Annotated in this window: 1 protein-coding gene; it reads right to left on the bottom strand. The window is 58.0% G+C overall.

Going from position 1 to position 1,276, the window contains the following annotated elements:
• Window positions 1-1,276 (bottom strand): C45 family autoproteolytic acyltransferase/hydolase (locus tag ACE4YL_RS10975; RefSeq protein WP_461369646.1); only part of this gene is annotated, 1,276 nt, incomplete at both ends.

The following is a 1,276-nucleotide window of genomic DNA, read 5'->3' as shown; positions in this document are numbered from 1 at the left end:
CCTGATCCAGGAAGAGCCGAGATTTAACATAATCGCCCGACTGGAAGAGTTCGGCGCACTTCAGGGCATGGTGATATCCCGTGGCCGGTATGTCTAGTTCGGGCAGCCGCCTTTGCCCGGCAAAATCAAAGGCGTAAAAGTTGCCCTGGCAGCCGGGCACCTGGATATCGCTTACCCAGACACGTTTTTCCCGCGCTTTCATGATCATGGAAAAAGAGGTGATGTCGCGGCAGATAGTGGCACGGGGCGAGATGTTGGGGTGCAAAAATCCCTCCGCCTCGCGCGGGTAGGGATCGCGCAGGAAAGATGCCGCCGCAGTTGCGTCCAGCTTCCCGTGGTGTTTCTCGAAAAGCTCAGTATAAGCAGTGAAACGCGGGAACCTCTGCCATTCCTCTTCTTTCGGGTGCTCGCGCCAGTTGCCGCGCTTGTCGTAGCGGGCTAGTTCCTCGGAGCGGAAACAATTGGTGGACCAGACGGCGCCGCCCTCCATGGACCGCCGCGCATGCAGCGTCCCCGCCGTCTCCAGCGCAATGGCGCTGTTCTCGGCGGCGCTGCCAATTATGATAATGTCGGCAAGAGGCCTGGGCAATCCCTTAAGGGCTATGTACACCGCCTCGTCAATGCTCTTCGCGTTCTGCAGGATTTTTCTCAGAGTGATGATAAAGGGCACCGCCTTGCCCTTGATACCCTTGAACAGCTCATTGGTGTTCAGGTGCGTATCATCCCAGGCCACAGATATTCCGGCATCGTTGAGGCCGGCATTGGCCCCCACGGAACCGATAGTGTTTACCGTCATGAAGGGAAGCCCTTCCGCAGGGCGGTAGAATATCGCCGCCAGGTACGGCTGGATGATGGCGTGCTCGGGTTGCATGAGGTCGTAGTTGTAGCCGTGGATAATTGATCCATCCGGGGTGTATGGCGATATCGCCGCAAACTCCGAGCAGCCCGAGGTTAGGAGCATCTCCCATATGGCCGTTGCCACCAGCACCTCCACGGGGTGAACACCGGCGCCATCGGCGATGCCTTTCATCTCCTCGCGAAGATCTGTTGGTATGGTCTTCCAGTATGCCGAGGCATAGTAAAAAAGAGCCGGGCGCGCAAAAAATTTGGGGATAGATACAAGGGTTTCTACATAAGCATAGGCCTCGGCGCGAAACTGCCGGATGAGCTCACGAGCCAGCACCCCGTGCTGGTAGCCCATCTCGTAGGGCGTCCCGCTGAGATAAAGGGCATGAAGCCCGCCCACTTTTTCTATGCGGGCGCGGGACATCACCCG

This window comes from Candidatus Darwinibacter acetoxidans (assembly GCF_041936445.1).
In the GTDB taxonomy this organism is placed as follows: domain Bacteria; phylum Bacillota; class Limnochordia; order Darwinibacteriales; family Darwinibacteriaceae; genus DTU010.
This window is presented reverse-complemented; position numbering and strand designations above follow the sequence as displayed.